This is a genomic window from Caldimonas caldifontis (genome assembly GCF_002930615.1).
GTDB classification, from domain to species: Bacteria; Pseudomonadota; Gammaproteobacteria; order Burkholderiales; family Burkholderiaceae_C; genus Caldimonas; species Caldimonas caldifontis.
This window is the reverse complement of the sequence record NZ_PSNX01000010.1, coordinates 89,823-115,719: the sequence shown is the minus strand read 5'-3', so window position 1 is coordinate 115,719 and position 25,897 is coordinate 89,823. Positions and strand designations below refer to the sequence as shown.

The window sequence follows — 25,897 nt, the reverse complement described above, 5'->3', positions numbered from 1 at the left end:
ATTTCATCATGATCCAGATCAAGTTGCCAACCCTGCCCTCCTCCCCCGCGCGCGTCGGGTCGTGGCTCGTCCTGTGCCTTGCGGGCCTGATCGCACTCGTCGGTCTGGCACAGGCGCAGGAGTCAGCCCAGAAGCTTCCGGCCGTGACCCTGCGTGCCGGTTTCCATGCGATCTCGGCCGAGGTGGCGCGCACACCTGAGCAACGGGCGGTGGGCTTGATGCATCGCAAGGAGATGGCCGCTCATGAAGGCATGCTGTTCGTCTTCGAGACAGCGGGCACGCAGTGCTTCTGGATGAAGAACACCCTCATCCCGCTGTCCATCGCCTTCCTGGCGGACGATGGCCGCATCGTCAACATCGCGGACATGCAGCCCCAGACGCTGAACTCGCATTGCTCCGACGAGCCGGTGCGCCTGGCCCTCGAGATGAACCAGGGCTGGTTTGCCAAGCGGGGCATCAAGCCTGGAATGCACATCCAGGGCGGCCCCATCGCCTCCTTGCGCTGAGGACGACCGGGTTCAGGCCGGCAGCCACACCTCGAACGAGGTGCCGTCGCAGTCGGGGCGGCTGCGCAACGCGATGCGACCGCCCATGCCCTGCACCACCTCTTTGACGATCGCCAAGCCCAGGCCGGCCCCGTCAGTGCTGCGTGTGTCGGCCCGCTCACCCCGCCAGAAGGGCTCGAAGACCAGGGCACGCTGATCGGCGGGAATGCCCTCGCCATTGTCCCGGACCTCGATCCTCACCCCGCCCTCGACAGGCTCCACGGTGAGGTGTATCTCCGGGCCGCCGTGACGCAGCGCGTTGTCCAGCAGATTGGCCACCGCCTCGCCCAGCCACACCGGGTGGGCACGGGCCCGGCAGGGCTGCATCGGGGCGTGCAGGGCCACATGCCGCCCCAGGCGGCTGGCCCGCAGCGCCAGCGGCTCGGCAGCTTCGCGCACGATGGGCACGATGTCCACGGGCTGCAATTCGGCACCCATCCCACGAAGGGCCGCTTCTGAGCGCGCCAGGTTGAGCAGCTGGGACACCAGCCGGCCCATGCGTTCGCTGCTGGACACGAGTTCGCGCAGCAGCCCGGGCGTGACCTCTCCGCCGGAATCCTTCAGTTCCTGCTGCAATTCCTGAGCCAGCACGCGCACACCAGCCACCGGCGTGCGCAGCTGATGGGCTGCATCGGCCACGAAGCGGCGCTGCAGCGCCACGGCGCGCTCCACGTTGGCGAGCAGCATGTTGATGCGCTCGATGAGGGGCACGGCTTCGGCCGGCACGCCTTCCAGCGGCAAGGGCTGAAGATCCTGGGGGTCGCGAGCCTCCACCGCCGTGGCCACCCGCCGCAGCGGGGCCACGCCACGCCGGATGCCCCAGTGCAGCAACGCAAACGTGAGCAGGCCCAGCGCCACCGTGGGCAGCAGCACCGCCAACTGGATCTCGCGTTCGAGCTCCTGGCGGCGGCGGCGGGTCTCGACCACCACGATGGAGACCTCCTGGTCGAGCATCGGTGAGCGGATCGAGTAGATGGCGCCGCGCACCGGCTCGCCCAGATAGGTGGCGTCGAAGAGCTGGGGCGCCTCGAAGCTCGCCTTGTAATCCTCGGGCATGGGCAGGTTGGCCGTGCCTGCCAGGATCTGGCCCATGGTGTCGATCACCATGAAGGCATTGCGGTCCTCACTGTCGCGGGCCAGCAGCTGCTGCGCCTGGATGCTCAGCTCGAGGAGCGGGCCCCGATCGGTCCAGTACACCTGGGTTGCGATGGCTCCGGTCTCGTCCTGCAAGGTCTGGTCGTAGGCGGTGTCGCCGGCGAACTGGGCGAGCCGATAGGCGCCCCAGGCAGCGATGAGCGCCACCGCCACCCAGACCCACATCAGCGGGCCCAGCAATTGACGGCGCAGGCTGGGGTTGGCCGTGCGCACCGAGACCCTCAATCGGCGTCCTGCGAACCGGTGGAGGCGGCTTCCATGAGATAGCCGAAGCCGCGCACCGTGCGGATCACCACGCCCAGGTCGGCAAAGCGCTTGCGCAGGCGGTGGATGTAGACCTCCACCGAGTTTTCGCTGAAGTCGGTTTCCCAGCTGGAGAGCGTGGAGACGATGTGCTCCTTGGGAACGACACGGCCGGCGCGCGCCATCAGCAGTTCGGTGAGGGCCTGCTCGCGCGGGCTGAGGTGCACGCGCTGTCCACGATGACGCAGTTCGCGGTGGCGCACGTCCAGCTCCAGATCGCCCAGCACCAGGCGGTCGTCCACACGGCCTGCGGCGCGGCGCTGCAGCGCACGGATGCGGGCCACGAGCTCGGGCACGTCGAAGGGTTTGACGAGGTAGTCGTCCGCGCCACCATCCAGCCCCTGGAGCCGGTCGGACAGCTCGTCGCGCGCGCTGAGGATGAGCACCGGCAGGTGCGCACCGCGACCGCGCCAGGTGCGCAGCACATCCATCCCATCGCGCCGCGGCAGGCCGAGGTCGAGCACGGCCAGGTCGTACTGGTCGATCAGGCCCTCGGCGCAGGCGGCCGCGCCATCGCTGAGCGTGTCCACATGCCAGCCCTCGCGCTGAAGCGCACGCGCCACGCCCAGGGACAGGGCCGGATCGTCTTCGACGAGCAGGATTCTCATAAGGCAAGCTTGCGCCACGAAGGCGCGCTACGGGGTGCCGTGATTGTGCCTTGCCCAAAGGCACAAGCCGGCCCGCAGGCCGGCTTGCATTGCGGCTTGCCCGTGATGGATCAGGCGAAGTTGGCTTCGGCGAAGTCCCAGTTGGCCAGCGAGCCGAGGAAGGTCTCGACGAACTTCGGGCGCAGGTTGCGGAAGTCGATGTAATAGGCATGCTCCCACACGTCGATGGTGAGCAGCGCCTTGTCGGCGGTGGTCAGCGGCGTGCCGGCATTGCTGGTGTTGACGATGTCCACGCTGCCGTCGGGCTTCTTCACCAGCCAGGTCCAGCCGGAGCCGAAATTGCCCACGGCCGATTTCGTGAAGGCTTCCTTGAAGGCTGCGAAGCTGCCCCACTTGGCGTTGATCGCCTCGGCCAGCTTGCCCTTGGGCTCGCCGCCACCCTGGGGCTTCATGCTGTGCCAGAAGAAGGTGTGGTTCCAGACCTGTGCCGCATTGTTGAACACGCCACCGCTGGACTTCCTGATGATGTCCTCGAGCGACATGGCTTCGAACTCGGTGCCCTTGATCAGATTGTTCAGGTTCACCACGTAGGCGTTATGGTGCTTGCCATGGTGGAACTCCAGCGTTTCCTTGCTGATGTGCGGGGCCAGGGCGTCGATCGCGTAGGGCAGCGCCGGCAGGGTGTGTTCCATCGTGTGGTCCTTTCCTCTGTTTGTGAGAAGCGTTGTCGGAGAACGGTTGGCTTCGATTGTAGGCACTCAGAAAAGGCCTTGCCGTGACACCTGTACGGACCGTGTCGGGGCCAGGGTCAGTCCTTGCGTTCCAGCACCTCGGTCACCAGCGTCCCATCGGCCATCACGGCTTGCACGGTGTCGCCCACCTGGACCTCGGCAGCCGACAGCAGCGCCTGACCATGTGCGTCGGTGAGATAGGCGTATCCCCGTTGCAAGACGCGGTGCGGGTCCAGCGCCACCAGTCGCGCTTGCCAGGCCGAAAGCTGCTGATCGGCGCGCTGGCAGTGCACCTGGGTGGCGCGCATCAGGCGATGCGCGAGGACCGTCTGGCGATCACGCGCGGCGCGCACCTGCTGGCTGGGCGCCCAGGCCAGCCGCTGCCCCAGCAGCGCCAGCTGGCGCCGGCGCTGCGCGAGCACCTGTGCCGGCCGTGCCAGGCGTAGCGCGGCCTGGTCCAGCCGCTGCGCCGCGGCGTCGAGCCGACGCGCCTGCGCCGCGCGCAAGCGATGCGCCAGCGAGGCCAGCACCGCCAGGCTGTCGTCGCGCGCCGGCGTGACCAGCTCGGCCGCCGCGGTGGGCGTGGGCGCGCGCAGATCGGCCACGAAGTCGGCGATGGTGAAGTCGGTCTCGTGACCCACGGCGCTGATCACCGGCAGCGGGCTCGCAGCGATCGCGCGCGCCAGCGCCTCGTCGTTGAAGGCCCACAGGTCTTCCAGCGAGCCGCCGCCGCGGCACAGGATGAGCGCCTCGACCTCGCGCCGCTGCCCAGCCAGGGCCAGGGCCTGCACCAGCTCGCGCGGTGCGGCCTCGCCCTGCACAGCCGCCGGGTAGATCACCACCGCCAGATGCGGCGCCCGCCGCTTCAGGGCCGTCAGCACATCGTGCAAAGCCGCCGCCTGGAGCGAGGTGATCAGGCCCACCCGGAAGACATGACGCGGCAGGGGCTTCTTTCGCGCGGGGTCGAACAGGCCCTCGGCCTCCAGGCGCGCTTTGAGTCTCAGGAACTGCTCATACAGGGCACCCTGCCCGGCTGGCCGCATGGCCTCGGCGACGAGTTGCAGATCGCCGCGCGCGTCGTAGACGGCCAGCCGCCCGCGGATCTCGACGAGCTGGCCTTCGCGGGGCTCAAAGTCGAGCAAGGCCGCCGCGCGACGGAACATCGCCCCCCGGATCAGCGCCAGCTCGGCCGACGCATCGTCCTTCAGGGCGAAGTAGCAGTGCCCGCTGGGGGCCCTCGTGAAGCTGGACAGTTCTCCCTGCACGGAGACGGCCCCGAAGCGGGCCTGGAGCTGGTCGGCCACGGCACGCAGCAGAGCCGCCACGCGCCAGGGGCCGCGAGGCCCGGCGCCCGCGGCCTCGGGGCTGGCAGCAACGAAAGGCATGCGCTGGAATCCCAAGTCTGATGCGTGGTTAAAACTCCACAGCCGCGCCAGACAAGGCCTTGCGGGGTGATATCACCGTCATAGCCTTGTCATATCGTTGCAAGTGGTTGATTTTCATTGTTTTTTCAGTGCCCATCGATGTGGCAATCTGTCCAGACCCCAGCATTTTCGCGCCCTCCCGAGCGACGTGCCCGGGTTTCCCACAAAGTTATCCACAGGAATGGTGGATGCCTGGAGCCTTGGGCAGGCAGCGTCGTGAATGCGCAGCACCTTGCCGCAGCCAGGTGGGTCAGGTCGAGGCTTGGGTTCATAATCACCCCCCGTCGGGCCCCAGGCCCCAGCTTCTTCGAGGAGGATGCTCGTTGTTTTCGATCATACAAGCCGCCGGCTGGCCGATCTGGCCGCTCATCGCGTGTTCCATTGTCGCCCTGGCCTTGATCATCGAACGCTTTTCCAGCCTGCGCGTGGCCCGCATCGCGCCGCCGAAGCTGCTGGACGAGGTCCTGTCGGTGACGCGCGCCAGCCTCCCGGCGCCTGACGTGGTCAACAAGCTGGCTGCCAACTCGCTCCTGGGGCAGGTGCTGGCAGCCGGCTTGCGCAGCGTGATCCAGGAGCCGCGGATCAGCGAGTCCAACCTGCGCATCGCCTTCGAGACGGCCGGTCGGGCGGCCGCACACCGGATGGAGCGCTATCTCAACACCCTGGGCACCATTGCTGCCGCAGCACCGCTGCTGGGCTTGCTGGGCACCGTGATCGGCATGATCGAGATCTTCGCGTCACAAGGAGGCAGCACCGGAGGCAATCCGCAGCAGCTGGCGCACGGCATTTCGATCGCCTTGTACAACACGGCCTTCGCCCTGATCATCGCCATCCCCTCGCTGATGTTCTATCGCTACTTCCGGGGCCGGGTGGACGAGTACCTGCTCGACTTCGAACAGGCTGCCGAGCGCATGGTGCCGCACCTGATGCGCTTCACCGCCCAACGCTGATGCGAGGCCGCGCGTGAAGAAGATGAACTTCAGCCATCGCCGCACGGAAGAGCCGGAGATCGCGCTCATCCCTTTCATCGACGTGCTGCTGGTGATCCTCATCTTCCTGATGCTCACCACCACCTACTCCAAGTTCGCCGAGCTGCAGGTGAACCTGCCGGTGGCCGATGCGGAAGCCCCGCGCGATCACCCCAAGGAGGTCATCGTCTCGATCTCGGCCGAAGGCAACTATGCGATCAACCGCCGCCCGATCGACGGCCGTGCCGTCGACCTCCTGGCGGCCGAGCTGCGGTCTGCCGCAGGCGGGACCGAGGCGGTGGTGGTGATCTCGGCCGATGCCAATGCCGCCCACCAGAGCGTGGTCAACGTCATGGACGCGTCCCGCCGCGCCGGGCTGAACCAGCTCACCTTCGCGACCCGGCTGAGCGAGCCCGTGCGCGGCCGTTGAACCGGTGCTCAGGCCGATGAGTGCCGCCCAACGCCTGGCTGCACAGGTGCAGGCGGCCTGGATGGCCCGCGGCCCGCTCGCCTGGGCCTTGACCCCGCTGTCGTTGCTTTACGCCACCCTCGCACGCGCCCACCAGACCATGTTTGCCCTGGGCCTGCGCCGGGTGCACCACCTGCCCCGGCCGGTCATCGTGATCGGCAACATCATTGCCGGCGGTGCCGGCAAGACCCCGACCGCCATCGCCACCGTTCGCGCACTGCAGGCGGCCGGCGAACGACCCGGCCTCGTCTCGCGCGGCTATGGGCGACGCGACGACGGCGTGCGAGACGTCCATGCCGACAGTGAAGCGGCGGCGGTGGGTGACGAGCCGCTGCTCATGCACCTGCGCACCGGCGCTCCGGTGGTGGTGGGCCGCGACCGCGTGGCCGCCGGCTGGCACCTCCTGAGGCAACACCCCGAGACCACGGTGATCGTGTGCGATGACGGCCTGCAGCATGCCCGGCTTGCGCGTGACATCGAGGTGCTGGTGTTCGACGAACGGGGCATCGGCAACGGCTGGTGGCTGCCGGCGGGGCCTTTGCGTGACCGGCCGGACCGGCACGCCGATCTGGTGCTCTACAACGCGCCGATGCCATCCACCGCGCGACGCGGGGTGCTGGCGCGGCGACAGCTCGGCCAAGCCGTGCCGCTGCAGGCGTGGTGGTCAGGGTCCCGCGACGGGCAAGGCCTCGACGATCTGGCGGGCCACCTGGCGGGCGAGCCGGTGCTTGCGGTGGCCGGCATCGCCCATCCGGCGCGCTTCTTCGGCATGCTCCGCGCCCACGGCCTGCAAGTCGATCCCTGCGCACTGGATGACCACCACCGCTACACCGAAGCCCCCTGGGCGGGCCATCCGGCGCCATGGGTGTTGCTGACCGAAAAGGATGCCGTCAAGCTGCGTCCAGGCGATCGTCTCGCCCAGGACCCTCGGCTGCATGTGGTCACGCTAGACTTTGAGCCCGACCCCGAATATCACCTGGCCGTGCAGCGTCTGCTGCGGGCCGCTCGCGCCGCCCGGCCGGCGCAGGAAAGCCATTGATGGATACCCGACTGATGGAACTGCTGGTCTGCCCGGTGTGCAAAGGCCCGCTGGAGCACGACCGCGATGCGCGTGAACTGATCTGCAAGGCCGACCGGCTTGCCTACCCCATCCGGGACGGCATCCCGGTCATGCTGGAAGGCGAGGCTCGCTCGCTCGATGCGCCCGCCCCCAGCCCGAGTGGCACGGAGGCCGCGTGAGCTTCACGGTGCTGATTCCTGCGCGGCTCGCCTCCACCCGCCTGCCGAACAAGCCGCTGGCCGACATCGCCGGCCTGCCGATGGTGGTAAGGGTGGCCCGCCGCGCCCAGGCCAGCGAGGCCCATCGGGTGGTGGTGGCGGCCGACCACCCCGAGATTGTCCGCGCCTGCGACGCGCATGGCGTCGAGGCCCTGCTCACCCGCAGCGACCACCCCACCGGCAGTGACCGACTGGCCGAGGCCTGCGAGACGCTCGGCCTGGACGGGCACGATGTGGTGGTGAACGTGCAGGGGGATGAGCCCCTGATCGACCCTGCCCTGATCGACGCGACCGCTGCCGCCTTGCTCGTGCGAGAGGACTGCGTGATGAGCACGGCCGCCCACGAGATGAGATCGCCAACCGAGTTCCTGAACCCCAACGTGGTGAAGCTCGTGTGTGATGCCGCAGGGCGGGCCCTGTATTTCTCGCGGGCTCCCCTGCCGTGGTGGCGCGATGGCTATGCGCAAGGCGTGCACACGCTCAGCCAGCCCGCGCCGCTGCGACACATCGGCATCTATGGCTATCACGCCGGCTTCCTGCGGCGCTTTCCCTCGCTGCCCGCGAGCCCCCTGGAGCAGATCGAATCGTTGGAGCAGCTGCGCGTGCTCTGGCACGGTGAACGCATCGCCGTGCATGTCAGCGACACCGCCCCCGGCCCAGGCGTCGACACGCCGGAAGACCTGGAGCGCGTGCGGGCCCTGCTGGCACGCTGACCAAAGCCGTTTCCTGACGGGGGAAACCCCTGTCATCTGCGTCAGGTTCACGCAGGGTACCGCGTGATATCCTCGCCCGCAATTGGTGCCGGGTGTCTCGCGCCCGGCACGGCATTTTCAGAGGACCCCCATGCGATTGATACTCTTGGGCGCGCCCGGCGCAGGCAAAGGCACGCAAGCCGCTTTCATCTGCCAGAAGTTCGGCATTCCACAGATTTCCACCGGCGACATGCTGCGTGCGGCTGTGAAAGCCGGCACCCCGCTGGGCCTCGAGGCCAAGAAGGTCATGGATGCGGGCGGCCTGGTCAGCGACGACATCATCATCGGCCTGGTCAAGGAGCGCATCGCGCAGCCCGACTGCGCCAAGGGCTTCCTTTTCGACGGTTTCCCCCGCACCATCCCCCAGGCTGACGCGATGAAGGCTGCCGGTGTGAAGCTCGATTACGTGCTTGAGATTGATGTGCCCGACGAGGCCATCATCGAGCGCATGAGCGGGCGGCGTGTGCACGTGGCCTCGGGCCGCACCTACCACGTGAAGTACAACCCGCCCAAGGTGGCCGGCAAGGACGATGTGACCGGCGAGGACCTCATCCAGCGTGACGACGACAAGGAAGAGACCGTGCGCAAGCGCCTGGAGGTCTACCAGAACCAGACACGTCCGCTGGTCGATTACTACTCCCAATGGGCTGCCACTGGCGACCCCCAGGCCCCGAAGTACCGCAAGATCGCCGGCATCGGCTCGGTCGAGGACATCACCGCGCGCGCCCTCGCGGCCCTGGCCTGAGGAAGGCTCAGGCTGTGGGAATCACGGCCGTCACCTCGATCTCGACCTTGGCACGGTCCTCGATGAGGGCCGAGACCTCGATGGCTGTCATCGCAGCGTTGTAGCTGCCGATCAGCTCCTTGAAGGCTTGGCCGATTTCCCGCTGCTGCGCCAGGTATTCGCGCTTGTTCGTCACGTACCAGGTCATGCGCACGATGTGTTCGGGCCTCGCACCGGCCTCGTCCAGCACGGCGACGATGTTGGCCAGCGCCTGACGGGCCTGCCCGGCCATGTCATCGGCCGGAAAGCGGCCCTCGGCGTCCCAGCCGATCATGCCGGCCACGAACACCATTTCGCCGCGCACGGCCACGCCGTTCGAATACCCCTTGGGGCGCGGCCAGCCGGGGGGTTGCAGGATCTTCATGCTGTGTCTCCGTGTTGTGTCTGCCCGAAGTCGAGCAAGGCGCGCCGCATGTCCTCGGGGATGGGCAGGGCGCGATGGGTGTCCAGCGAGGTGGTGACCAGCACCTGGCGAGCCTTCACCCGGGCTTCGTCACCGCAACGCACACCCAGGCGCAGGCCGATCGAAGCCCCGCCGATGCGTTCCAGCGACAGGCCGAGGGTGACCACCTCGCCCATGCGGCTTGGAGCCGTGAAGTCACAGGCCAGGCTCACCGTGGGCAGTCCGACGCGACGCGGGCCCAGGATCTCGGCGTAAGGCAGGCCCAGGCCCTCGGTGAACCAGTCCTCGACGAGCTGGTTGAACATCACGAGGTAATGGGGAAAGAAGACGAGGCCGGCGGGATCGCAGTGCGAGAAGCGGATGGACTGTGGGCGCTCGAAGGCGTGGCGCTCGGCAACCTGCGACATGGCGGCGACCCTCACACCCCGATGTAGCGGTGCCACAACGACGGGTCGGCGCCCAGTTGGGCCGAATCGCCCTGCCAGACCACGCGCCCCCGTTCGATGATGGTGTGGCGGTCGGCCAGGCGCACCAGGCGCTGCACGTACTTGTCGATGACCAGGATGGTCTGGCCCTGACCGCGCAAGGCATTCAGGCAACGCCAGATCTCCTCACGGATCAGGGGAGCGAGGCCCTCGGTCGCCTCGTCGAGCACCAGCAGCCGCGGGTTGGTCATCAGTGCACGGCCGATGGCCAGCATCTGCTGCTCGCCACCCGAGAGCTGGTTGCCCATGTTGGCCGCACGCTCCTTCAGGCGAGGGAAAAGCTCGTAGACGCGTTCCAGCGTCCAGGGGTCGCTCGACGCACTGCGGTTGCCGGCAAACGCCAGCAGGTTCTCCTGCACCGAGAGGTTGGGGAAGATCTGGCGGCCCTCGGGCACCACGGCCAGGCCCATGCGGGCGATGCGGTCAGGGTCGCGGCCGTCGATGCGCTCACCCAGGAAGCGCACCTCCCCGCCGCGCGGACGGGTCAGGCCGAGGACGGATCGCACGGTGGTCGTCTTGCCCATGCCGTTGCGGCCCAGCAGGGTGGCCACCTCTGCGGCGCGGATGTCCAGGTCGATGCCGAAGAGCACCTGGCTGCTGCCATAGGCCGTCTCCAGCCCACGCACTTCCAGCAAGGCCGTCATGCGCTCACCTCCTCCATCTCGTCGCCCAGGTAGGCCCGCTTCACTTCCGGGTGTTCGCGGATGGTCTGGGGTGAGCCACTGGCGATGATCCGCCCCGACACCAGGGTGGAAATGCGGTCGGCCAGACGGAAGACCGCATCCATGTCGTGCTCCACCAGCAGCAGGGTCAGTTCGCCGCGCAGGGACTGCAGCAGGTGCACCATCTGTTCGGACTCCTCGGGCCCCATGCCGGCCATGGGTTCGTCGAGCAGCAGCAGCTTCGGCTGCGTGGCCAGCGCGAGCCCCACTTCCAGCTGGCGCTGCTCCCCATGCGCCAGGGCACCGGCCAGCGCACCGAGCCTTGCCCCCAGGCCCACGCGCTGGGCCACGGCGGCCGCCTGCTCATAGCGTGCCCTCTCCTCGCGCGCGCGCGCCCACAGGCGCAGGCTGCTGCCGCTGCGCGCCTGCACGGCCAGCGCCAGGTTGTCGAGCACGCTCAGGCGGCGGAAGATGCTGGTGATCTGGTAGGAGCGCGCCAGCCCGCCCAGCACGCGCGCGTGCATCGGCAAGCCGGTCACGTCACGGCCATCGAATTCAATGCGGCCGGCGTCCGGCGCCAGCGCGCCCGAGATCTGGTGGATCAGCGTGGTCTTCCCCGCCCCATTGGGCCCGATCAGGGCGTGAACCTCGCCGGTCAGGACATCAAACGTGGCATGGTCGGTGGCCGTCAGGCCGCCGAAGCGCTTGACCACGCCGTGAAGCCGCAGCAGGGGTGCCGGGTTCATGAGCGCCTCCGCGCCGTCAGGTCTCCCAACAGGCCCATCAGGCCGCGCGGCGCCACCAGCACGACCGCCAGCAGCACCGCACCCACGCCGAACTGCCAGTGAATGGTGTAGCCGAGCGCGATCTCCTCGAGCATCAGGAACACCACTGCGCCGATGAAGCCGCCGTACAGGTGCCCCACGCCCCCGAGGATGACCATGATCATCAGCGCCCCGGACTGCTGCCAGCTCATGAGCGCCGGGCTCACGATGCCGCTCTGGTTGGCCATCAGCGCCCCTGACAGGCCGGCGATGGCACCGGCCAGGCCAAAGGCCAGCAGCTTGTAGCGATACACCGGAAAGCCGATGGCGGCCATGCGCGTCTCGTTCTCGCGCTGGGCCTGCAGCACATGGCCGAAACGGGCATTGAGCACGCGCCAGATGAAGAGGAAGCAGGCCACGAAGAGCAGCAGCACCACGTAATAGAAGTGCACATCGTCGCGCAGGTTCAGGCCCAGGCCCAGCGAGGACCGCTGGGGCAGTGGCAGGCCGTCCTCGCCGCCGTAGTCGCGCAGCGAGATCATCACGTAGAACAGCATCTGGGCGAAGGCCAGCGTGATCATGATGAAGTAGACGCCGCGTGTGCGCAGACTGATCGCACCGATGCCCAGAGCAAAGAGCCCGCCCATCGCCACGGCCAGGGGCCACGTGACCCAGCCGGACACCACTCCGTGGGCCATGGCAATGCCCACCGTGTAGGCGCCGATGCCGACGAAAGCCGCGTGCCCGAAGCTCACCATGCCGCCGAAACCCAGGATGAGGTTGAGGCTGGTCGCCGCCAGAGCGAGGATGAGGATGCGGCTGCCCAGGCTGATGTAGAAGGCCTCGTCCAGGGCCTGGGCCACCAGCGGGAAGGCGATGAGCAGCGCCAGCAGCGGCAAGGCCCAGCGCAAGTGCAGGGGGTGGTCGAGCAGGCCGGATGGCGGTGTCGAGGATGCGGGCGGCTGCACGGTGGCAGCCGCGAGCGGGGTGGTGGTGGTGCTTTGCATCGGTTCGCTCATGGGGTGTTCAGCCTCGCGCCGGGAACAGCCCCTCGGGCTTCCAGAACAGCACCACGGCCATCAGGACGTAGATCAGGATGGAGGCGAGCGCCGGCCCGACACCGGAGGCGACCGCCGGGCCCAGCAGCCCGCCCAGGGCCACCGGGACGAAGGTGCGGCCGACGGTGTCGACCACACCCACCAGCAGCGAGCCCATCAGGGCACCGCGCACCGAGCCGATGCCGCCGATCACGATGACCACGAAGGCCAGGATCAGGATGTTCTCGCCCATGCCCACCTGCACGGCCACCAGCGGACCGAGCAGGCCACCGGCCACGGCGCACAGGGCCGCACCCACACCGAAGACCGCCGTGAAGAGCTTGCGCACGTCCGAACCCATGGCCAGGGCCATCTCGCGATTGGACGCACCGGCGCGCACCTGCATGCCCACCCGCGTGCGGGTGATGAGCAGGAAGAGCCCCAGCGCCACGAGCAGCCCCACGGCGATGATGAGCAGCCGGTAGGCGGGATAGTAGAAGCCCTCCCACAACTCCACCGGGCCGGCCAGTGCGGACGGCGGGTTGAGCAGGATGGGCTGCGGCCCCCAGATCATGCGCACACCCTCGTTGCACATGAGCAGGATGCCGAAGGTGCCCAGCACCTGCGAAAGGTGGTCGCGCTGGTAGAGCCGGCGCAGGATGGTGAACTCCAGCGCCATGCCGAAGAGGGCCGTGCCGACGATGCCGGCGGCCAGCCCCGCCGCGAAGGACCCCGACGCCTGCGCCACCGCTGCGGTGAGGTAGGCCCCCACCATGTAGAGCGAGCCATGGGCCAGGTTGATCATGTCCATGATGCCAAAGACCAGCGTGAGGCCGGCCGCCAGCAGGAAGAGCATGAGTCCGAACTGCAGGCCGTTGAGGGCCTGCTCGAGGATGAGCGTCAGGGTCACGGTCGCGCCTTTGCGATCACTTCATCTTGCAGGCGCCGACATAGGCATCGGCATGGTTCTTGAACACCGTGCCCAGGGTGCGGTTGGTCACACGGCCCTGCGAATCCTTGTGCACGATGCGCAGGTAGTAGTCCTGGATGGGGTACTGGTTGGTGTTGAACTTGAAGGCGCCGCGCACCGACTTGAAGTTGGCGGCCCTCAAGGCCTTGCCCAACGCGGCCTTGTCCTCGATCTTGCCCTTCACGTCGCGCACCGCGGCGTCGATCAGCATGGCGGCGTCGTAGCCCTGGGAGGCATAGAGCGACGGCAGACGACCGTACTCCTTCTGGAAATCGGCCACGAAGCGTTTGTTCTGCGGGTTGTCGAGGTCGTGTGCCCACTGCGAGGTGTTGAACATGCCCAGCATGGCGTCGCCCACGGCGCGGATGACGTCCTCGTCGGCCGAGAAGCCCGGACCGAAGAGCGTGGTGTCCTTGGACATGCCCGAGGCCACGTACTGCTTGATGAAGTTGATGCCCATGCCGCCGGGCAGGAAGATGTACATCGCATCGGGCTTGGCCGCGCGCACCTGCGCGAGTTCGGGGGCGTAGTCGAGCTGGCCCAGGCGGGTGTAGATCTCCGAGACGATCTCGCCGCCCTGGTAGAAACGCTTGAAGCCCGTCAGCGCATCCTTGCCGGCCGGGTAGTTCGGCGCCAGCAGGGCGATGCGCTTGAAGCCCTTGTCGGCCACGGTCTTGCCCACGGCTTCGTGCAGGTTGTCGTTCTGCCAGGCCACGTTGAAGAAATACGGGTTGCACTGCTCGCCGGCGTACTGCGAGGGGCCGGCGTTGGCGCTGATGTAGTAGGTCTGGCTCTCGAAGATGGGTTGGCCCACGGCCAGCATCACGTTGGAGAAGACCACTCCGGTCATGAAGTCCACCCGGTCGCGCTTGAGCAGACGCTCGGTGGTCTGCTTGGCCGCGTCCGGGCTTTGCTGGTCGTCGGCAATGATGACCTCGGCCGGCAGGCCCCCCAGCTTGCCGCCGGTGTGCTTGAGCGCGAGGTTGAAGCCGTCACGGATGTCCACGCCCAGGCCGGCGCCGGGACCGGAGAGCGTGCTGAGGAAACCCACCTTGACCTTGTCGGCCGCCACGGCCGGCAAGGTCAAGGCGCTGGCCACCAGGGCGGCGGCGAACACGGAGCGTTGGGACAGGCGCATCAGTCTCTCCTTCAGAAAGGGTGGTCGATCGGTCTGGGGGCGAAGCATGCACGAGGAATGCCAGGGGCTGTGAGCGGGTTCACACCGAGCGCAGCTTGAAGCGCTGCAGCTTGCCGGTTTCGGTGCGAGGCAACTGCTCGCGAAACTCGATCGCCCGCGGGTATTTGTACGGCGCCACGGTGCGTTTGGCGAAGTCCTGGAGCTCGCGCACCATGGTGTCTCCCGGCCCATGGCCCTCGCGCAGCACCACGAAGGCCTTCACGATCTGGCCACGCTCCTCGTCCGGCACACCGATCACCGCACACTCGGCCACGGCCGGGTGCTGCAGCAGGCAATCCTCCACCTCCACGGCCGCAATGTTGTAGCCCGCCGAGACGATCAGATCGTCGGTGCGGGACTGGTAGTGGAAGTAGCCATCCTCATCCAGCACATAGGCGTCACCGGTGAGGTTCCATCCCTGCCGTACGTACTGGCGCTGACGATCGTCGGCCAGGTAGCGGCAGCCGGTCGGCCCTTTCACCGCCAGGCGACCGACCGTCCCCGGCGGCACCGGGCGGCCGTCCTCATCGAGCACGCAGGCGCGGTAACCCGGCACCACGGTGCCGGTCGCTCCAGGCCGGGCGTGGGCCTCGTCGGCCGAGATGAAGATGTGCAGCATCTCGGTGGCGCCGATGCCGTCGATCATCTCGATGCCGGTGTGCTCCTTCCACAGCGCCCGCGTGGCCGCCGGCAGGGCCTCTCCGGCCGAGACGCATTTGCGCAAGCTGCCCCCCTGGGCGGCAGCGATGCGGCGCTCACCAGCCTGCACCGCCATCGCACGGTAGGAGGTGGGTGCCGTGAACAGCACGGTCGCGCCGAACTGCGGAATGGCCTCCAGCAGCATCGGCGGGCCAGCCTTTTCCAGCAGCACGGTGGACGCCCCGATGCTCATCGGGAAGAGCAGCAGGCCGCCCAGGCCGAAGGTGAAGGCCAGCGGCGGGCTGCCGATGAAGATGTCGTCCGGGCTGGCCTTGAGCACATGCGGCGGCCAGCAGGCGCAGATGGCCATGACGTCACGATGGAAGTGCATCGTGCCCTTGGGCACCCCGGTGGTGCCGGAGGTGAAGGCGATCAGGCAGGTGTCGTCGGCGGCGGTGTCGACATTGTCGAACCGGCCGGAGTGACGATCCATCCGGCCTTCGAGGCCCTCGGGGCTGTCGTCGTTGAAACAGACGATCTGCCCCAGCACCGGGTGCTGGGTGGCTGCCGCGGCGAGTTCATCCCGAAGCCTCGCGTCGCACAGCGCATGGGTGACCTGGGCCTTGTCGATGATCTGGCCCAGTTCCTTGGCCCGCAGCAGCGGCATGGTGGCCACGGCAATGCCCCCTGCCTTCATCACCGCGAACCAGCAGGCGGCCATCATGGGGTTGTTGGGCGCGCGCAGCAGCACGCGGTTGCCCGGCACCAGGCCCATGTCCTTCACCAGCACATGGGCGATGCGGTTGGCCTTGTCCTGAAGCTCGGCATAGGTCCAGCGCAAGCCGCCCGGGGCCTGCAGGCACAGACGTCCCCCCTGCCCTTGCGTCACCCAGCGATCGAGCAGTTCGCTCGCGCAGTTCAGGCGATCCGGGAACTGCAGCTCGGGCCGTTCGAAAAGGAACTCGGGCAGAAGCTCCGGCGGCGGCAGGCGGTCTCGGGCGAAGCTGTCCACGTGTGCGGATCTCGTCGTCATGGCTGCCCCCTTTCCTTCACGTCCTTGAGCAGTTCCCGGGCGATGATGAGTTGCTGCACCTCGGTGGCCCCTTCGTAGATGCGCAGCGCACGGATCTCGCGGTACAGGCGCTCGACCGGCATGTCGCTCACCACGCCCAGACCGCCGAAGATCTGCACGGCCGCATCGATGACCTGCTGGGCCCCCTCGGTCGCGCACAGCTTGGCCATGGCCGCCTCGCGGGTGACGTTGCGGCCCTGGTCGCGCTGCCAGGCGGCGCGGTAGGTGAGCAAGGCCGCGCTGTCCACCGTGGTGGCCATCTGGGCCAGCTTGGCCTGGGTGAGCTGGAAGTCGGCCAGGTGCTGACCAAACATCCGGCGTGTGGTGGCCCGCAGCAGGGCTTCGTCCAGGGCACGGCGGGCGAAGCCCAGGGCCGCTGCCGCCACCGAGGTGCGGAAGACGTCGAGTGTGCGCATGGCCAGCTTGAAGCCCTCGCCAGCCGGACCGATGCGATGAGCGGCCGGCACGCGGCAGCCCGCGAAGCGCAGGCGCGCCAGCGGATGGGGGGCGATCACCTCGATGCGCTCGGCAATCTCGAAACCCGGCGTGCCCGCCTCGACGATGAAGGCCGAAATGCCCCGTGCCCCGGGGGCCTCGCCCGTGCGCGCAAACACCACGTAAACGTCGGCAATCCCGCCGTTCGAGATCCAGGTCTTTTCGCCGTCAAGGACATAGTCGCCCCCGTCCTCTCGCGCGGCGCAGGCCATCGCCGCCACATCCGACCCCGCCTCGGGTTCGGACAAGGCAAAGGCCGCGATCGCTTCCCCCCGTGCCACGCGCGGCAGCCAGGCGGCACGCTGCTCGGCGCTGCCCCCCAGGCTGATGGCGCCTGAGCCCAGGCCCTGCATCGCAAACGCGAAGTCGGCGAGCCCGGAGTGGCGCGCCAGGGTCTCGCGCATCAGGCAGATCGCACGGGTGTCGATGGCCTCGGCCACCCCCCCATGGGCGGTGCCAGCCACCGCATGGCGCAGCCAACCGCCCTGCCCCAGCGCACGCACCAGGGCGCGGCACTCGGCATCGACATCATGACCATGGGCCTGGGGCACATGCTCGCGTGCCCAGGCCTCGAGCCCATGGGCGAGGTCCCGGTGACGCGGCTCGAAGAAGGGCCAGTCGAGGAAGGCAGTGTCGGCCATCTCAGTTCCCCTGGAACACTGGACGCTGCTTCGCCACGAAAGCCTCGTAGGCGCGGCGGAAGTCTTCGGTGAGCATGCAGATCGCCTGGGCCTGGGCCTCGGCCTCGATGGCCTGGTCCACGCCCATGTTCCATTCCTGGTGCAGCATGGTCTTGGTGATGCCGTTGGCGAAGCTCGGGCCAGCGGCGATCTCGCGGGCCAGCTGCAGGGCCTCGTCCACCACGGCCTCGGGAGCACACAGGCGATTGAAGAAGCCCCATTGCAGGCCCTCCTCGCCTCCCATCGATCGGCCGGTGTAGAGCAGCTCGCTCGCCCGCCCCTGGCCGATGATGCGCGGCAGCATCGCGCAGGCCCCCATGTCGCAGCCGGCCAGGCCCACACGGTTGAAGAGGAAGGCTGTTTTCGCACGCGCGGTGCCCAGGCGCAGGTCGCTGGCCATCGCCAGGATGGCACCCGCCCCCGCGCACACGCCATCGATCGCGGCGACGATGGGTTGTGGGCAGGCACGCATGGCCTTGACCAGGTCGCCGGTCATGCGTGTGAACATCAGCAGCTCGGGGGCCTTGAGCTGCACCAGCGGGCCGATGATCTCGTGCACGTCGCCGCCCGAGCAGAAGTTGCCGCCCGCGCCCGACAGCACCACGGCCTTCACGTCCACCGCGTGCTGCAGCGCGCGAAAAAGGTCGCGCAGCTCGGCGTAGGAGTCGAAAGTGAGCGGGTTCTTGCGCGCGGGGCGGCTCAGGGTGATGTGGGCCACGCCGCCCTCGCAGTGCCACAGGAAGTGGCGGGCGGCGTATCCGGCGAGTGCACGCCGGTTGCCGGCGGCCAGGGCGGGGTCCAGGCCAGAGGGAGGGGTGGAAGTGCTCATGCAGCCTCGCTGGAAGGGGACGGAGAGGTGGGTTCGGCCTGGCGCTGCGCCATGTGCACGCGCAACTGGCCGAGCAGTTCGTACAGCGTCTTGCGCTCGGCCACGCGCAGGTCGGAGAAGAATTCGATGACCCAGGCCTCGTGCTCAGCCGCGATGCGTTCAAACACCCGGCGGCCTTCGGCCGTGAGCCGCAGCAGGAAGGCCCGGCGGTCGTCGGGCGACGGTTCACGCGACACCAGGCCTTCCTTTTCCAGCTCGTCGGTGAGGCCGGTGATGCTGCCGCCGGTCACCATCAGGTAGCGCGACAGGGCGTTCATGCGCAGCCCCTCCGGGTGCCGGTGCAGCTGGGCCAGGTAGTCGAAGCGTGACAGCGTGATGCCAAAGCGCGCACGCAGGCGCTTGCGGATCTCCGTCTCGATCTGCGTGCTGCAGGCCAGCAGGCGCAGCCAGAGCTTGAGCGCCATGTGGTCCTCGGACGACGCGCGCGCTTCCAGGCCGATGCTGTGTTCGTCCAGGCCGGGCATGAAGGCTGCGCGCTTCACATGACCTCCCCGCCGCTGACCGAGATCGCCTGACCGGTGATCGCTGCGGCTTCCTCGCGGCACAGCCAGGCCACCGCATCGGCGACCTCCTCGGGCTGCACGAGCCGCCCCTGGGGATTGCCCGCGGCCAGCTCGGCGCGCGCCTGGGCCTCGCTGCGGCCGGTCTTGGCCACGATGCCCTCGATGCTCTGGCGCAGCAGGTCGGTCTCGGTGTAGCCCGGGCACACCGCATTCACCGTGACGCCCTTCTTCGCCAGCTCCAGCGCCAGGGCGCGCGTCAGGCCCACCACACCGTGCTTGGCCGCGGTGTAGGCCGTGACGTAGGCATAGCCGCGCAGGCCGGCCGTGCTGGCCACGTTGACGATGCGCCCCCAGCCTGCGCCCAGCAGGTCGGGCAGCGCCGCCTGGGTGCACAGGTAAGTGCCCGTGAGGTTGACGGCCAGCATGCGTTGCCACAGCGCGGCGTCCGTCTTCGCAAACGGGGCGCTCTCGGCCTGGCCCGCGTTGTTGACAAGGATCGAAACCGGGCCCAGCGCTTCGCGGGCCCGCGCAAAGGCCTGGGCCACTGAGGACGCATCCGTCACATCCAGCAACGCCACGCCATGCCCTTCGCCGGGGAGGTCCGCCTGCAAGGACTCCAGCGCCGGTGCGGTGCGCCCCATCAGCGTGACCCGATGCCCCTGCCGCGCCAACGCGCGAGCGATGGCGGCACCGATGCCGCGGCCGGCCCCGGTGACAACGGCATGACGTGACAACGCCATCCTCACACCCCCAGCGCGCGGTTGGCCTGCTCGGCAGCGGCCAGCCCGCCCGACGCCGCCCGCTCGCGTTCGAGGTTGCGCTCGAGCTGGCTCTTGGCCGAGAGGTACTGCACCGGCCAGGCGACGTCGGCATAACCGAGCCTGGCCGCCTCCATCAGCGTCCATGACGGGTTGGCCAGGTGCGGGCGTGCGATGGCGCACAGGTCGGCGCGGCCGGCGGCGATGATGCTGTTGACCTGGTCGGCGTCGGTGATCGCCCCCACGGCGATGGTGGCGATGCCCGCTTCGTTGCGCACGCGGTCGGCGAAGGGGGTCTGGTACATGCGGCCGTACACAGGCTTCTGATGCGGACTCACCTGCCCCGAGGAACAGTCGATCAGGTCGGCCCCCGCGGCCTTGAAGGCGCGGCCGATGAGCACGGCATCGTCGGGTGTGAGACCGCCTTCCACCCAGTCATGTGCCGAAATGCGCACCGACATCGGGCGGTCCTGGGGCCAGACCTCGCGCACGGCGGCAAACACCTCGAGCGGATAGCGCAGGCGGTTCGAGAGCGCACCGCCATAGTCGTCGGTGCGCAGGTTGGTCAGTGGGGACAGGAAACTCGACAGCAAGTAGCCGTGGGCGCAATGCAGCTCCAGCCAGTCGAAGCCCGCGTCGGCCGCGCGTCGGGCCGCAGCGACGAAGTCATCGCGCACACGGTCCATGTCGGCCCGCGTCATCGCCCGCGGCACCGCGCCATCGTCGAGGTAGGGCACGGCAGAGGCCGAGATGAGCCGCCAGTTGCCCTGACGCAGCGGCCGGTCGGCCCCGTCGTCCTGCCACGGCGCGTTGGTCGAGCCCTTGGCGCCGGCGTGGCCCAGCTGCATCCCGATCCTGGCATCGGTGTGCGTGTGCACATAGTCGACGATGCGCTTCCAGGCCTCGCGCTGGATGTCGTTCCACAGGCCCGGGCATCCCGGCGTGATGCGGGCCTCGGGCGAGACGCAGGTCATCTCGGCGAACACCAGGCCGGCGCCGCCCATGGCGCGGGCGCCCAGGTGCACCAGATGGTAGTCGCCCGGCACGCCGTCGGTGGCAGAGTACTGCGCCATGGGCGAGACGACGACGCGGTTCTTCAGCGTCACGCCGCGCACCGTGAAGGGCGTGAACATCGGCGGCACCGGCGCTTGGTGAGGCTCGCGCCGCACGCCGGCGCCGGCGGCCAGCCAGTCCTCGAAGTGCTCGACATAGGTCTTGTCGCGCAGGCGCAGGTTCTCGTGGCTGATGCGCTGGCTGCGCGTGAGCAGCGAGTAGGCGAACTGCTCGGGCGGCAGGTGCACGTAGCGCGAGACGTTCTCGAACCATTCGGTCGAGTTGCGCGCCGCGTTCTGGATGCGCAGCACCTCGACGCTGCGCACGGCTTCGTAGTCCTTCAGCGCGCCGGCGAGGTCGCCGGGGCGGCGCTGCAGGCAGCGTGACAGTTCGATCGCGTCTTCCAGCGCCAGCTTGGTGCCCGAGCCGATCGAAAAGTGGGCCGTGTGGGCCGCATCGCCCATCAGGACCACCGGGGCACGCCCGTTGTGGTGCACCCAGGTCCTGCACACCACGCGGGGAAACTTGATCCACTGGGCCGACCCGCGCAGGTGGGCGGCGTTGGACATCAGCTTGTGGCCGTCGAGATATCTGGCGAAGAGCCGCTCGCAAAAGGCGATGGACGCCTCCTTGTCCATCGTGTCCAGGCCCGCCTTGAGCCACACCTCCTCGGGCGTCTCGACGATGAAGGTGGAGGTGTCGGTGTCATAGCGGTAGGCATGGGCCTGGAACCACCCGTGCTCGGTCTCCTCGAAGGCGAAGGTGAAGGCCTCGAAGAGTTTGTGCGTGCCCAGCCACACGAAGCGGCAGCGGCGCGTGTCCACGTCGGGCTGGAAGGTTGCGGCGTACTTGCTGCGGATGCGGCTGTTCAGGCCGTCGCTGGCGATGATGAGATCGGCGTCGGGGAAGTCCTCATCGCTGCCGACCTCCGTCTCGAACACCAGCTTCACGCCCAGGGCCTCACAGCGCGCCTGCAGGATGTTGAGCAGGCGCTTGCGCCCGATGCCGCAGAAGCCGTGGCCGCCCGAGCGGATCGTTCGACCGCGGATGTGAACGTCGATGTCGTCCCAGTGGTTGAAGGCGTCGAGGATCTGCCCGGCCGTCTCCGGGTCGGCCCGCTGCAGATGGCCCAGGGTCTGGTCGGAGAACACCACGCCCCAGCCGAAGGTGTCGTAGGGGCGGTTGCGCTCGACCACGGTGATGTCGTGGGACGGATCGGCGCGCTTCATCAGCAACGCGAAGTACAGGCCAGCCGGGCCGCCCCCGATGCACACGATCTTCATGCCCACGAACTCCGTGGTTGGGATGCAATTAATTTAGATCTCAAGTATTTGAACGTCAAGCAAGTGAGCCGCCGGGACAACCCTGATCGGGTTTATCCGGGGCTTGGGTCACAATTGACGTTTACGTCAACGTCACATCCCTTCACGGGACGCAAGGAGCACACATATGGACATCCAAGGCAAGGTCTTCATCGTCACCGGCGGCGCATCCGGCCTGGGCGAAGGCACGGCCCGCATGCTGGCGCGCGAGGGCGGCAAGGTGGTCATCGCCGACCTCCAGGCCGACAAGGGTGCGGCCGTGGCCAAGGACATCGGCGGCGTGTTCGTGAAGTGCGACGTTGCCAGCGAAGACGACGGCAAGGCGGTGGTCGCCCAGGCCGTGTCGCTCGGCAAGCTGATGGGTCTCGTGAACTGCGCAGGCATCGCCCCGGCAGTCAAGACTGTCGGCAAGGAAGGTGCGCACCCGCTGGCCGTCTTCACCAAGACCATCACGGTCAACCTGATCGGCAGCTTCAACATGATCCGCCTGGCGGCCGAAGCCATGTGCCGAAACGACCCGGAGCCCACCGGCGAGCGTGGCGTGATGATCTCCACCGCGTCGGTGGCGGCCTACGACGGCCAGATCGGCCAGGCGGCCTACGCCGCCTCCAAGGGGGGCGTGGTCGGCATGACCCTGCCCATCGCCCGCGACCTGTCGCGCAATGGCATCCGCAACATGACCATCGCCCCCGGCATCTTCGGCACCCCCATGCTCTTCGGCATGCCCAAGGAGGTGCAGGAAGCGCTGGCCGCGAGCGTGCCCTTCCCCAGCCGCCTGGGCACGCCCGAGGACTATGCCAAGCTGGTGCACCAGATCGTCACCAACGAGATGCTCAACGGCGAGGTGATCCGCCTGGACGGCGCCATCCGACTGGCGCCGCGCTGAGCCCCGCCATGCGCCGAGCCGGTCTTGCCGCCCTCCTGGCCTTGCTACCGGCCTTGCTGCTGGGCTGCGCAGGCCCGCCGGCGCCGGACATCGCGCGCCCCGACCAGCCCGAGGCCGCCACCGGCACGACCGCGCGCGAGGCCGTCCTGGCCCGCCGCCAGGCCATCGCCACCGCCCACCCGCTGGCCACCGACGCCGGCTGGCGCATGCTGCGCGAGGGCGGCACCGCGGTGGATGCGGCCATCGCCGCGCAACTCGTGCTCACGCTCGTCGAGCCGCAGTCCAGCGGCATCGGCGGGGGCGCCTTCCTCCTGCATTGGGATGGCCGACGGCTCGATGCCTGGGACGGCCGCGAAACCGCGCCGGCTGCTGCCGACGAACGGCTCTTCCTCGACGCCCAGGGCCGGCCGCTGCCGTTTCGCGACGCCGTGGTGGGTGGCCTGTCGGTGGGCACGCCCGGCGTGATGCGCCTGCTCGAAGCCACCCACCGCGCCCACGGCCGGCTGCCCTGGGCGCGCCTGTTCGAACCCGCCATCGCCCTGGCCGAAGACGGCTTCCCGGTCAGCCCCCGGCTGCATGCGCTGCTGAAGGCCGACGCGTACCTGCGCCTCGACCCGGCTGCGGCTGCCTACTTCTATCACCCCAACGGCGAACCGCATCCGGTCGGACACCGTCTGCGCAACCCGGCCCTGGCGGCCGTCCTGCGCACACTGGCCCGCGACGGTGCAAAGGCCTTCTATCGCGGGCCGATCGCCAGCAGCATCGTGGCCAAGGTGCGCAGCCACCCCGCGCGGCCCGGGCGCCTGAGCGAGGCCGATCTGGCAGCCTACCAGCCCCGCCGCCGCGACGCCTTGTGCAGCGAGTGGCGCACCTGGCGCCTGTGCGGCTTCCCGCCACCGTCCTCCGGGCACCTGGCCGTGGCTCAGATCCTCGGCCTGCTCGAACACGCCGCGCCCACGGGTTCGCCCCTGCTCGCGGGGCGACCCACCCCGGCCTTCCTGCACACCTACACCGAAGCCTCCCGGCTGGCCTTTGCCGACCGCGCCCAGTACGTGGCCGACCCCGACTTCGCGGCGCCGCCCGCGGGCACCTGGCGCAGCCTGCTGGCACCCGCCTACCTGGCCGAGCGTGCCCGGCTCATCGGCGAGCGGGCCATGGAGCGGGCCCTGCCCGGCCGCCCGGATGGCCAGCCCAGCGCCTGGGCGCCGCAACCCGACGCGCCCGAGCACGGAACCTCGCACCTCTCGGTCATCGACCGCGAAGGCCGTGCGGTGGCCCTGACCACGACGATCGAGGATGCCTTCGGTGCGCGGCAGCTCGTCGACGGCGGCACTGGCCTGCCCGGCGGCTTCCTGCTCAACAACCAGCTCACCGACTTCGCCTTCGTGCCCACCGATGCCGAAGGACGCCCCGTGGCCAACCGCGTCGAGCCCGGCAAGCGCCCCCGCTCGTCCATGAGTCCCACGCTGGTCTTCGATCGCAACAGCGGCGAACTCGTGCTCAACGTCGGCTCGCCGGGCGGGGCACTCATCATCCACTACACGGCCAAGGCCCTGCTGGGCACCCTGGCCTGGGGGCTGGATGCCCAGCAGGCGCTCGACCTGCCCAACTTCGGCACCACCGGCGGACCCCTGCTGCTGGAAGAGGATCGTTTTCCGAGTGCGACCCTCGAGACCCTGCGGCAGCGCGGGCACACCGTTCGAGAGGCCCCCATGACCAGCGGAGCCCAGGCGCTGCAACGCCACCCGCGCGGCTGGCTGGGTGGCGCCGACCCGCGCCGCGAGGGGGCGGTTCGCGGCGATTGACCGGCTCAGCGGCTTGCCACCGGCCGCCCTTGCGACGCCAGCGCACGGATCTGAGCCGCAGCCGCATCCAGCGCCTCACGTGGCCCACGGGTGCCGCTGTTGATCTCACGCAGCGCAGCGGACAGGTGCTGCCAGAACCAGGTCATCTCGCTGTTGCTGGGCATCGGACGCCCCGCGTAGATGGCCTCCATGGAGGCGCGCACGCGCGCATCGGCATACTGGCTCCAGAACATGCGACGCGACGCGGGCACGCCCAGCGGCTTGTCGGCGTTGATGCGCTGCAGACTCTCGGGCTTGAGCAGGTGGTTCTCGATGAAGTCGATCGCCTGGGCCCGGTGCGGCGAGCCCTCCACCACCATGGCACCGAGCACACCCACGAAGGGTCGCGCCGGACGCCCCCCCAGCGTGGGCAGCGGCGCGACGCCGAAGTCGATGCCGTTCGACTTCAGCCCTTCCCACGCCCACGGGCCCGTGATCCACATGGCCTGCTGGCCGTCCTGCATGTCGGCCTCGGCCTCCGAATAGCTCAAGCCGCCCTGGGGAATCACGCCGGCGGCCATCAGCTGCTGGAGGTACTGGCCCGCCCGCACCGCGCCGGGATGGTTGATGCCGGTGTCCCGCGGCTCGTAGCTGCCGTCGATGCGCCGCTGGAAGACATAGGCCCCGCCGGCGGCCATCAGCGGCCAGGTGAAGTACGGACTGCCCGTCTCCCAGCCCAGGGCGCGGATGCCCTTGGGCTTGAGCTTCTCGTGCAGGGCGAGCACCTCCTCGAAACTGGCCGGCGGCTGGGCCACCAGCGCCTTGTTGTAGACCAGGGCCACCGCCTCCACCGACAGCGGGTAGCCCCAGATCTTGCCGCCTTGCGTGAAGCCATCCCAGGCCACCTGCACGATGTCGCTGCGCACAGGTTCGCTCGGCTGCACCGGCGCGATCCAGCCGCGCTGGATCCAGTCGCCGATGCGGTCGTGGGGCCAGATCCAGATGTCCGGTCCGCCCTGCCCTCCCTCCTTCATGACCGCCTCGAAGCGATCGACCGCCTGCTCGAAGTGCTGCACCACCACCTTGCGGCCGCTGCGCTGGGCATAGGCCTCGGCCACCCGGCGCAAGCCTTCGTGCCCCTTGTCGGCATTCACCCAGACCGTCAGCTGCCCGGCGGTCCACGCACCCGCCCGTGTGTGCCAGCTCAGGACCGGCACGCCGGCCACCGCGGAAAGTAGTTTGACTACATCACGTCGACTTTTCTGCATCACTCCTCCATGGATCACGCACCCGTGGACCGG

Annotated in this window: 27 protein-coding genes; 9 read left to right on the top strand and 18 right to left on the bottom strand. The window is 68.8% G+C overall.

Annotated features, from left to right (window positions below; genetic code table 11):
- Positions 1-8 precede the first annotated feature (8 nt).
- A complete protein-coding gene (locus C1704_RS11630; protein WP_104302894.1) occupies positions 9-506 on the top strand; it encodes a DUF192 domain-containing protein in 498 nt (165 codons plus the stop codon).
- 12 nt (positions 507-518) lie between these two features.
- Here the strand turns inward: C1704_RS11630 and C1704_RS11625 are convergent, their stop codons facing one another.
- The 4 genes from C1704_RS11625 to xseA all read right to left on the bottom strand — a co-directional run bounded on the left by C1704_RS11625 (position 519) and on the right by xseA (position 4,727).
- A complete protein-coding gene (locus C1704_RS11625) occupies positions 519-1,925 on the bottom strand; it encodes a sensor histidine kinase (RefSeq protein WP_146076076.1) in 1,407 nt (468 codons plus the stop codon).
- Complete coding sequence (locus C1704_RS11620) at positions 1,922-2,611, bottom strand: response regulator (protein ID WP_104302892.1); 690 nt, start codon at positions 2,609-2,611, stop codon at positions 1,922-1,924. Before C1704_RS11620 ends, C1704_RS11625 begins: the two co-directional genes overlap by 4 nt.
- Positions 2,612-2,721: 110 nt before the next feature.
- Entirely contained in the window at positions 2,722-3,303 is a 582-nt protein-coding gene (locus C1704_RS11615) for a superoxide dismutase (RefSeq protein ID WP_104302891.1), read from the bottom strand.
- A gap of 116 nt (positions 3,304-3,419) precedes the next feature.
- Positions 3,420-4,727 carry an exodeoxyribonuclease VII large subunit gene (gene xseA, locus C1704_RS11610; RefSeq protein WP_104302890.1) on the bottom strand — a complete coding sequence of 436 codons (1,308 nt, stop codon included), beginning with the start codon at positions 4,725-4,727 and terminating at the stop codon, positions 3,420-3,422.
- 362 nt (positions 4,728-5,089) lie between these two features.
- Here xseA and C1704_RS11605 point away from each other — a divergent pair, with 362 nt between their 5' ends.
- From C1704_RS11605 to adk, 6 genes are all read left to right on the top strand, one after another.
- Positions 5,090-5,716: a MotA/TolQ/ExbB proton channel family protein gene (locus C1704_RS11605; RefSeq protein ID WP_104302889.1), complete on the top strand. Its 627-nt coding sequence runs from the start codon at positions 5,090-5,092 to the stop codon at positions 5,714-5,716.
- A gap of 22 nt (positions 5,717-5,738) precedes the next feature.
- Complete coding sequence (locus C1704_RS11600) at positions 5,739-6,164, top strand: ExbD/TolR family protein (protein ID WP_104303001.1); 426 nt, start codon at positions 5,739-5,741, stop codon at positions 6,162-6,164.
- 16 nt (positions 6,165-6,180) lie between these two features.
- A complete protein-coding gene (lpxK, locus tag C1704_RS11595; protein WP_104302888.1) occupies positions 6,181-7,242 on the top strand; it encodes a tetraacyldisaccharide 4'-kinase in 1,062 nt (353 codons plus the stop codon).
- Positions 7,242-7,442, top strand: a complete 201-nt coding sequence (locus tag C1704_RS11590; RefSeq protein ID WP_104302887.1) for a Trm112 family protein — start codon at positions 7,242-7,244, stop codon at positions 7,440-7,442. The genes lpxK and C1704_RS11590 overlap by 1 nt, the downstream gene beginning before the upstream one ends.
- On the top strand, positions 7,439-8,194 hold the full coding sequence (gene kdsB, locus C1704_RS11585; RefSeq protein ID WP_104302886.1) for a 3-deoxy-manno-octulosonate cytidylyltransferase: 756 nt from the start codon (positions 7,439-7,441) through the stop codon (positions 8,192-8,194). Before C1704_RS11590 ends, kdsB begins: the two co-directional genes overlap by 4 nt.
- 130 nt (positions 8,195-8,324) lie before the next feature.
- Complete coding sequence (gene adk / locus C1704_RS11580; RefSeq protein ID WP_104302885.1) at positions 8,325-8,978, top strand: adenylate kinase; 654 nt, start codon at positions 8,325-8,327, stop codon at positions 8,976-8,978.
- Positions 8,979-8,985: 7 nt separating this feature from the next.
- Here the strand turns inward: adk and C1704_RS11575 are convergent, their stop codons facing one another.
- The 13 genes from C1704_RS11575 to C1704_RS11515 form a co-directional block, all read right to left on the bottom strand.
- Complete coding sequence (locus C1704_RS11575; RefSeq protein WP_104302884.1) at positions 8,986-9,381, bottom strand: RidA family protein; 396 nt, start codon at positions 9,379-9,381, stop codon at positions 8,986-8,988.
- Positions 9,378-9,827, bottom strand: a complete 450-nt coding sequence (locus C1704_RS11570; protein WP_104302883.1) for an acyl-CoA thioesterase — start codon at positions 9,825-9,827, stop codon at positions 9,378-9,380. Before C1704_RS11570 ends, C1704_RS11575 begins: the two co-directional genes overlap by 4 nt.
- 11 nt (positions 9,828-9,838) lie before the next feature.
- Entirely contained in the window at positions 9,839-10,549 is a 711-nt protein-coding gene (locus tag C1704_RS11565; protein ID WP_104302882.1) for an ABC transporter ATP-binding protein, read from the bottom strand.
- Entirely contained in the window at positions 10,546-11,313 is a 768-nt protein-coding gene (locus C1704_RS11560) for an ABC transporter ATP-binding protein (RefSeq protein ID WP_104302881.1), read from the bottom strand. Before C1704_RS11560 ends, C1704_RS11565 begins: the two co-directional genes overlap by 4 nt.
- Positions 11,310-12,350, bottom strand: a complete 1,041-nt coding sequence (locus C1704_RS11555) for a branched-chain amino acid ABC transporter permease (protein WP_104302880.1) — start codon at positions 12,348-12,350, stop codon at positions 11,310-11,312. The genes C1704_RS11560 and C1704_RS11555 overlap by 4 nt, the downstream gene beginning before the upstream one ends.
- 7 nt (positions 12,351-12,357) lie before the next feature.
- Entirely contained in the window at positions 12,358-13,278 is a 921-nt protein-coding gene (locus tag C1704_RS11550; protein ID WP_104302879.1) for a branched-chain amino acid ABC transporter permease, read from the bottom strand.
- A 16-nt stretch (positions 13,279-13,294) separates the two neighbouring features.
- The gene (locus C1704_RS11545; RefSeq protein ID WP_104302878.1) at positions 13,295-14,476 is read right to left on the bottom strand and encodes an ABC transporter substrate-binding protein; all 1,182 of its coding nucleotides are present in this window, start codon (positions 14,474-14,476) and stop codon (positions 13,295-13,297) included.
- A gap of 79 nt (positions 14,477-14,555) precedes the next feature.
- Complete coding sequence (locus C1704_RS11540; RefSeq protein WP_104302877.1) at positions 14,556-16,187, bottom strand: AMP-binding protein; 1,632 nt, start codon at positions 16,185-16,187, stop codon at positions 14,556-14,558.
- Positions 16,184-17,362 (bottom strand): acyl-CoA dehydrogenase family protein, encoded by a 1,179-nt coding sequence (locus C1704_RS11535; RefSeq protein WP_104302876.1) that lies wholly within the window; start codon positions 17,360-17,362, stop codon positions 16,184-16,186. The genes C1704_RS11540 and C1704_RS11535 overlap by 4 nt, the downstream gene beginning before the upstream one ends.
- A gap of 1 nt (position 17,363) precedes the next feature.
- Positions 17,364-18,230, bottom strand: coding sequence for an enoyl-CoA hydratase family protein (locus C1704_RS11530; protein WP_104302875.1), 867 nt, complete (start codon positions 18,228-18,230; stop codon positions 17,364-17,366).
- Positions 18,227-18,754 (bottom strand): MarR family winged helix-turn-helix transcriptional regulator, encoded by a 528-nt coding sequence (locus C1704_RS11525; protein ID WP_104303000.1) that lies wholly within the window; start codon positions 18,752-18,754, stop codon positions 18,227-18,229. Before C1704_RS11525 ends, C1704_RS11530 begins: the two co-directional genes overlap by 4 nt.
- 14 nt (positions 18,755-18,768) lie before the next feature.
- Positions 18,769-19,533: an SDR family NAD(P)-dependent oxidoreductase gene (locus tag C1704_RS11520; protein WP_104302874.1), complete on the bottom strand. Its 765-nt coding sequence runs from the start codon at positions 19,531-19,533 to the stop codon at positions 18,769-18,771.
- Positions 19,534-19,535: 2 nt separating this feature from the next.
- On the bottom strand, positions 19,536-21,887 hold the full coding sequence (locus tag C1704_RS11515) for a bifunctional salicylyl-CoA 5-hydroxylase/oxidoreductase (protein ID WP_104302873.1): 2,352 nt from the start codon (positions 21,885-21,887) through the stop codon (positions 19,536-19,538).
- A gap of 166 nt (positions 21,888-22,053) precedes the next feature.
- On the opposite strand from C1704_RS11515, the gene C1704_RS11510 reads away from it, so the two are divergent.
- The gene (locus tag C1704_RS11510; protein WP_104302872.1) at positions 22,054-22,812 is read left to right on the top strand and encodes a 3-hydroxyacyl-CoA dehydrogenase; all 759 of its coding nucleotides are present in this window, start codon (positions 22,054-22,056) and stop codon (positions 22,810-22,812) included.
- Between the two features lie 8 nt (positions 22,813-22,820).
- Positions 22,821-24,617, top strand: coding sequence for a gamma-glutamyltransferase family protein (locus tag C1704_RS11505; protein ID WP_104302871.1), 1,797 nt, complete (start codon positions 22,821-22,823; stop codon positions 24,615-24,617).
- Between the two features lie 5 nt (positions 24,618-24,622).
- Here C1704_RS11505 and malE read toward each other — a convergent pair whose 3' ends face one another.
- On the bottom strand, positions 24,623-25,864 hold the full coding sequence (gene malE, locus C1704_RS11500; protein WP_104302870.1) for a maltose/maltodextrin ABC transporter substrate-binding protein MalE: 1,242 nt from the start codon (positions 25,862-25,864) through the stop codon (positions 24,623-24,625).
- Between the last annotated feature and the right edge of the window lie 33 nt (positions 25,865-25,897).